Source organism: Moorena sp. SIO4A1 (genome assembly GCF_010672065.1).
In the GTDB taxonomy this organism is placed as follows: domain Bacteria; phylum Cyanobacteriota; class Cyanobacteriia; order Cyanobacteriales; family Coleofasciculaceae; genus Moorena.
Map to the genome: position 1 here is coordinate 119,650 of NZ_JAAHHX010000023.1, position 6,982 is coordinate 126,631.

Below are 6,982 nucleotides of genomic sequence, written 5' to 3' on the forward strand. Positions count from 1 at the left end.
CGGGAAAGGGTAAACGGGGAATACTTTCTGTTCTCAACTTCCCTGTTCTCAAGTTTTTCCTTGACCTTGAATGCCCCTGTTTAAATTAATTTTCAGTTAAATTTGGTAGCCCTAAGCCTTATATCCTATATTTTACTACAAAATCCTGAACTACCCCACCCTACCATCTAGATGTGCTCTGCTTAGCCATCGGACAAGATCCAGGTGTCTTGACTAAGCCATTGCTCTTCACAGCAGCTACTGAAGCAATGCAACTGAGCTATAACGGAAGTATATCACCTTTACAAAAACTTTGGAAAAAAATCTGGAATTCTTCAGGGTCAATGGGTAGTTGACTGTATTGCTCAGAAACACTCACATCAACCTGATTCTGAAACAAAAGTCAACACAGACTCCTCTCTATCGAGCCAATTATAAAACATAATCAGAAATTAGCAGAATGGAAAACACAGAAAACCAAGAACCCATGGTTCCAGGTATGACCAATGGTGGAGCAACTACCAATGGCATGTCCTTAGGGGAAATGGCTGATGACCAGATGTCATCCTTTGACATGAATGCTGTATCCAGTCAAGGCAATATACCCACAGCAGTGCCCATGAGTTCATCTGCCCCAGATAGTGAAATGGAGAACGTGCTGGTAGAAATGCGAGCTCCTAAGGATCAAGGGGCTAACGTGTTTTTATACATGGCAGGAAGTTTCAGGGTTCCTAGCTTCCAAATCGATTATGACTACGAGCCAGTATCGATGGATCCTGAGACACCGGAACTGGCCATGCAGCTCCAAGCCTCTAATGAAGAGGTAATTGTTGTCAAGGGCAAAGTTGCTCAAAACCAAATTGCTGCCCTCGAAGCCCAACCTAATGTCATCAAAGTCTGGCCAGACACCCCGATCGAACCCTTCAACACTACCACCCTACAGCAAGAGTATCCGATGGTAGAACCAATGGCAGGGTTTGGTAGCTGTCCGATTGGTTCTTGTGACTGTAACCCTGGGGCGGCTAAGGGAACTATGGCGGACGTAGCCAAGTATCTTGGCGTTGATCAAATTCATGCTGCTGGTTATAAAGGTCAAGGTATTGTTGTTGGTGTCGTTGATGGCGGGATTACAGCAGCTGGTCGTCCTGTGCGTCCCGGAGAACCCTCCAAGCGGATTCCCAATGTTATTGGCGGCTACCACCGCACGGTGGCATGGGGGACTCAAGCTCGCAGCTGGGGCGAACATGGCAATATGTGCGCTACAGATGTGTTGGGTATGGCTCCAGAAGCCAAGCTCTATGACTTTCCACTAGTAGGGAATGCTATCTCTAACGCCCTGGCTGCGTTCAATTGGGCAATCAAGCAGTATAAAATTGACGGCACACCCCACATTCTCACCAATAGCTGGGGAATTTACCAGGAACAGTGGGATAAGACTTATGCCAGAAATCCTAACCATCCCTTCACCCGCAAAGTTGTGGAAGCGATCAATGAAGGGATTCTAGTTCTGTTTGCCGCTGGTAACTGTGGTGGAACCTGTCCTGATGGTCGTTGTGCCTCAGATTTCGGTCCTGGTAAAAGTATCTGGGGCGCGAATGGTCATCCCCTAGTGATGACAGTGGGCGCAGTTAACAAGAATGAACAGTTTGTCGGCTATAGCAGCCAAGGACCAGCGGCTTTGTCCCCCCAAAAGCCTGACTTCTGTTCCATCACCCACTTCCGGGGTTACTTCCCCTGTGATAACGGTACCTCTGCTGCCACACCCATTGCTGCTGGAGTAGTAGCCTTGCTCAAGCAAGCCAAGCCGAGCCTAACTCAGGAGGAGGTTAAGAAACTCCTGGAGAGTACTGCTAAAAATATTGGTTCTCAGGGATGGGATCAGCATTCCGGTGCTGGCATTATTCAGCCCAAGGTAGCCTTTGACAAAATCAAAACTCCCCCCACCCCTCGCCCCAGTGAAGATACCTGGAGTGACTGGGAAAATCTAGGCGGCTATGGCCTATATAGTCCAGCGGCTGCTTCCTGGGGACCTAATCGGATTGACACCTTTGTGATTGGTACTGACCACGCTATGTATCACAAGTGGTGGGATGGCTCGGCTTGGCGTGGCTGGGAAAACTTAGGGGGTTACATTATTTCTGCACCCGCAGCGGTTTCTTGGGGAAATAACCGCATTGACACCTTTGTGGTTGGTAGCAATAATGCCCTGTACCGCAAGTGGTGGGATGGCTCGGCTTGGCGCGGTTGGGAAAATCTAGAGGGCTACTGCTTGTATGCTCCAGCGGCTGCTTCCTGGGGACCTAACCGGCTTGACACTTTTGTGATTGGTACTGACCACGCCGTCTACCACAAGTGGTGGGATGGCTCGGCTTGGCGGGGCTGGGAAAACTTAGGAGGCTACTCTATTTCTGCACCCGCAGCAGTGTCTTGGGGTCCAAACCATATCGCTATCTTTACCATTGGTCGCGATCGCGCTCTATACTACAAGACCTGGAATGGTTCGATTTGGAGTCCATGGGAAAAACTGGGAGGCTACTGTCAGTATGGTGTAGCCGCTGTGTCCAGGGGAGTCAACCAGCTCGATTGTTTCGTGATTGGATCCATGGGCAAGGTCTATTGCCGTTCCTGGGATGGTTCTGCCTGGAAAAATTGGAAAAACCTAGGTGGTTACAGCATTGCTGGGGTAGCAGCAGCATCTTGGGGACCTGACCGCCTTGATGTTTTTGTCGCCGCTGGTGATCATGCTCTGCACCACAAGTGGATGGGCTGAGATCAAGATTACTGATTAAGGAAGTGAAGGTAAAGAATTTTTAATTCTTTACCTTTAATTTTAAATGGTCGCGTTCGCGTAGGGTGACCTACGGTCAAGGGACTTGACGAATAGCTGCTACGGCGTTAAAAACTTTTATCTTTTGCAACTACTTCTTTACATGGTCGCACAATTGCCTATCGCTCTCGCTGACATTAGGATTATTCTCCAAATAATGGCGCACCCAATCGCAAGTCTTCGCCATTAAAGAGTCTAAGTTTAAGTCTAGATTCCCGAAGAGTTTGATCCTGAAGAGTTTGATCGTGTTGTCAAGACTGCCAGAAGCCAAGGTCTGGCCATCCCGGCTGAAACTGACGCTATTGACAGCGCCATCATGCTCGATGAGGGTGTGGATTTCGGTTCCTGTCTCTAGATTCCAGTGTTTGATGGTGTTGTCAGTACTGCCAGAAGCCAAGATCTGGCCATCCCGGCTGAAACTAACGCTATTGACAATGTTAGTATGCCCGATCAGGGTGCGGATTACCTTGCCTGTCTCTAGATTCCAGAGTTTGATGGTCTTGTCAGTACTGCCAGAAGCCAAGATCTGGCCATCCCGGCTGAAACTAACGCTATTGACAGCGCCATCATGGCCGATCAGGGTGTGGATTTCGGTTCCTGTCTCTAGATTCCAGTGTTTGATGGTGTTGTCATCACTGCCAGAAGCCAAGGTCTGGCCATCCCGGCTGAAACTAACGCTATTGACAGCGCCATCATGGCCGATCAGGGTGCGGATTACCTTGCCTGTCTCTAGATTCCAGAGTTTGATGGTGTTGTCATCACTGCCAGAAGCCAAGGTCTGGCCATCCCGGCTGAAACTAACGCTATTGACAGCGCCATCATGGCCGATCAGGGTGTGGATTTCGGTTCCTGTCTCTAGATTCCAGAGTTTGATGGTGTTGTCATCACTGCCAGAAGCCAAGGTCTGGCTATCCCGGCTGAAACTGAATCTCGTGACTCTGTTAGTATGCCCGATGAGGGTCTGGAGGGTCTGGAGGGTGAGGATTTTCCTTCTCGTCTCTACATTCCAGTGTTTGATGGTGTTGTCATCACTGCCAGAAGCCAAGGTCTGGCCATCGGGGCTGAAACTGACGCTAAAGACCAAGTCATCATGCCCGATCAGGGTGCGGATTACCTTGCCCGTCTCTAGATTCCAGAGTTTGATGGTCTTGTCATCACTGCCAGAAGCCAAGGTCTGGCCATCCCGGCTGAAACTGACCCTCCTGACCGAGTCATCATGCCCGATCAGGGTGCGGATTACCTTGCCTGTCTCTAGATTCCAGAGTTTGATGGTGTTGTCATCACTGCCAGAAGCCAAGGTCTGGCCATCCCGGCTGAAACTGACGCTCCTGACCGAGTCATCATGCCCGATCAGGGTGCGGATTACCTTGCCTGTCTCTAGATTCCAGAGTTTGATGGTGTTGTCATCACTGCCAGAAGCCAAGGTCTGGCCATCCCGGCTGAAACTGACCCTCCTGACCGAGTCATCATGCCCGATGAGGGTTCGGATTACCTTGCCTGTCTCTAGATTCCAGAGTTTGATGGTCTTGTCCTCACTACCAGAAGCTAAGGTCTGGCCATCGGGGCTGAAACTGACGCTAAAGACCAAGTCATCATGCCCGATCAGGGTGCGGATTACCTTGCCCGTCTCTAGATTCCAGAGTTTGATGGTCTTGTCATCACTGCCAGAAGCCAAGGTCTGGCCATCCCGGCTGAATCTGACGCTCCTGACCGAGTCATCATGCCCGATGAGGGTTCGGATTACCTTGCCTGTCTCTAGATTCCAGAGTTTGATGGTCTTGTCACGACTACCAGAAGCCAAGGTCTGGCTATCCCGGCTGAAACTGAATCTCGTGACTCTGTTAGTATGCCCCTGCAAGCGGTTGCCTTTGCTGGCTTCATCAAGAACTTTGTGCAGGGCACTAATCACCTTTTGGTCCGATGCCTTGTGTTTTTGTAGGATTTTTCCTGCCTTAATCACCTCCACCAAAGCCTCCATGTCTTTATATTTAGCAAACAGAGACAAAGAAGAGCGAGCGAGAGAATTGGCTTGAGTAATTTCATAGTTTCTCCATTGCATCCAAACGGCAGCATAGAAAATCATTGCCCCCAGAACTGAGCCAGCGATGCTCCAACCCACAATTGTGTTACTGCGTTTTTTTCTAACACTGCGCCGCACGAAATCAACTTCTACCTGGTTAAACCAGTTGTCCTCACAATTGAGTTCTTTATTCAATACATCGAGATAAGGATTGGCATTCCAAAGAAATTGTCCGGATGATTGTTTTTTGCTTTTAACACTTTGCCACTCCACCGCTGCGGTCGTCAACCGCCGTTGTAGAAGTAAATTTTCCTCATCTAAATGTTTCCACTCCAGCAACCTTTGCCAACCCCTTACCAAAGCATCATGGGCAGGTTCGACATAGGGATTCCCCTCAGCATCTTGTCCTTCTACTAATAACCGTGCTGTGGTAAAATTATCAATTACTTCCTTAACTAAATCATTTTTCGCTGGTGGATATTCCAATTCTGATAAAGGTACGCGCCTACGGGCTAATTCACCCCCACCTAGTGCCACCATCCGCAGCATCACATGACGGATTACTTGCTCATAAGCGGGATTTTCTTGAACTAGCAAATGATACTCTTTATCTGCCCTTTGAGTTAGCGATCGCATTACTCCCCCCAATTCTTGATAATCGGCTTGAGTCAAGGCCCGATCAATAGTAATACCCCTGTATTGTGCCTCCCGTTGCCGCCTTAAATACTTGAGGAATAATTCACTCAAGGCAAAAGACAGCAAGGGCAATGCTCCGGGCATATCCGCCACTTCATCAATTAATTTTTCTACTAATTCGTGGGGCTGAAAATACATCACCCGTGCTTGAGCCGGTTTCTCGATTGCTTCGTTGAGTTCCCCTCGTGTCATGGCCGGTACAATAAATCGTCCACTTTGCCAAAGATTTATCAGTACCGTAGTTTCCAATTGATTTAGTACTTCCGGTGCCAACTTTAAGCCCACATCTGTGATTTGGGGTTCAAAGTCAGACCGTAGGGTTAATATTACCCGTAATTTATCCCCATGGGCATTTATGGCTGTGAGTATCTGTTGGAAAAACTCTTTACGCTGATCATAGTTTTGACAGAGTGTAATAATTTCTTCGCTTTGGTCAATAAACAGTAATAACTTAGAGTTGGGGTTATTTTTCGCCCAAACATCAATGCTCATTGCCAGGTTATGCTGTGGGTTTTGTGGCTCAACCAAGGGTAACTTAGCATTACATAGGACATTATTTAACCCTTGCAAGGGAGTCTCACCAGGACGGATGGGTGGCAAAATACACCATTTCTCAGTATTATCTTGCCGTAGTTTGGGAATTAATCCTGCCTTGACCAAGCTAGACTTACCTGAACCGGAAGCACCCAACACCACTGTCAGGGGATTAGCTTTGACAAAATCTTCTAACTTTTCTACTAGTAATGTTCTACCGAAAAACAGTGAACTGTGTTTCTCTTCAAAGGACTTTAAACCGCGATAGGGATTTTGTGATTGATCCAAAGGTGGTGCTGGTGGTAAATTAAGTTCATGTCCGGGAGAAAGAAAGATATACTCGCCTTTATCGTGTTTGTTTAAACACCAAATACCGGGCGTTTGTCGTATCCGGCATTTTTCTGTGGGAATTTCGACTCTATCCCGTAAATGTAAATATAATTCGGTGGCTGTAATTACCCCATCTCCAGCCGGTTTGCCATTCGTAGCAGGAGGATAGATATCTGCTGCACCTTCGAGAGCTTCTAATAATGCCGCCGCAAAAGGGGAATGATTACCGAATTGACCGCGTTCGCTATCTAAATTAAAGTTATCTAAAGCCTTTTGATCCGAGGCTGAGGAAGTAATGATTTGCCAGGCTGGGTCAGTAATAAAACGCTCATAACGCTCTTGGTGAATTACTTCTGGCGATGTGAGTAAATCCCTAGTACTCGACCAACGGAAAGCACCAGCAAAACAGCAGTCGAGGATACCCAAGAAATGACGACAGGGTAATTGACTTAAAGCATCGTGTAACTTCGTCATGGGCAGATAACTATTAGTATCCCCCAGTTTGGCATCTTGAGGAATTAAGTAACCAGCCGGGCCATCATCCCCATTGAGAGCGACTCCATGACCAGCAAAGTAAAATAATAAGCGGTCATTTT

General features: G+C 47.9%; 2 protein-coding genes. One reads left to right on the forward strand and one right to left on the reverse strand.

Features of this window, described 5'->3' with window-relative positions; translation table 11 throughout:
- Window positions 1–439 precede the first annotated feature (439 nt).
- Window positions 440–2,749: a S8 family serine peptidase gene (locus F6K53_RS17145; RefSeq protein ID WP_293039346.1), complete on the forward strand. Its 2,310-nt coding sequence runs from the start codon at window positions 440–442 to the stop codon at window positions 2,747–2,749.
- A 148-nt stretch (window positions 2,750–2,897) separates the two neighbouring features.
- On the opposite strand, the gene F6K53_RS17150 is transcribed toward F6K53_RS17145, so the two are convergent.
- Window positions 2,898–6,982, reverse strand: a 4,085-nt coding sequence (locus tag F6K53_RS17150; RefSeq protein ID WP_293081395.1) for a caspase family protein, incomplete at its 5' end; no start/stop codon positions are given.

What these genes read in the sequence shown, in the direction of transcription:
- F6K53_RS17145 (WP_293039346.1), top strand. Translation starts at nt 440, where the DNA reads ATGGAAAACACAGAAAACCAAGAACCCATGGTTCCAGGTATGACCAAT.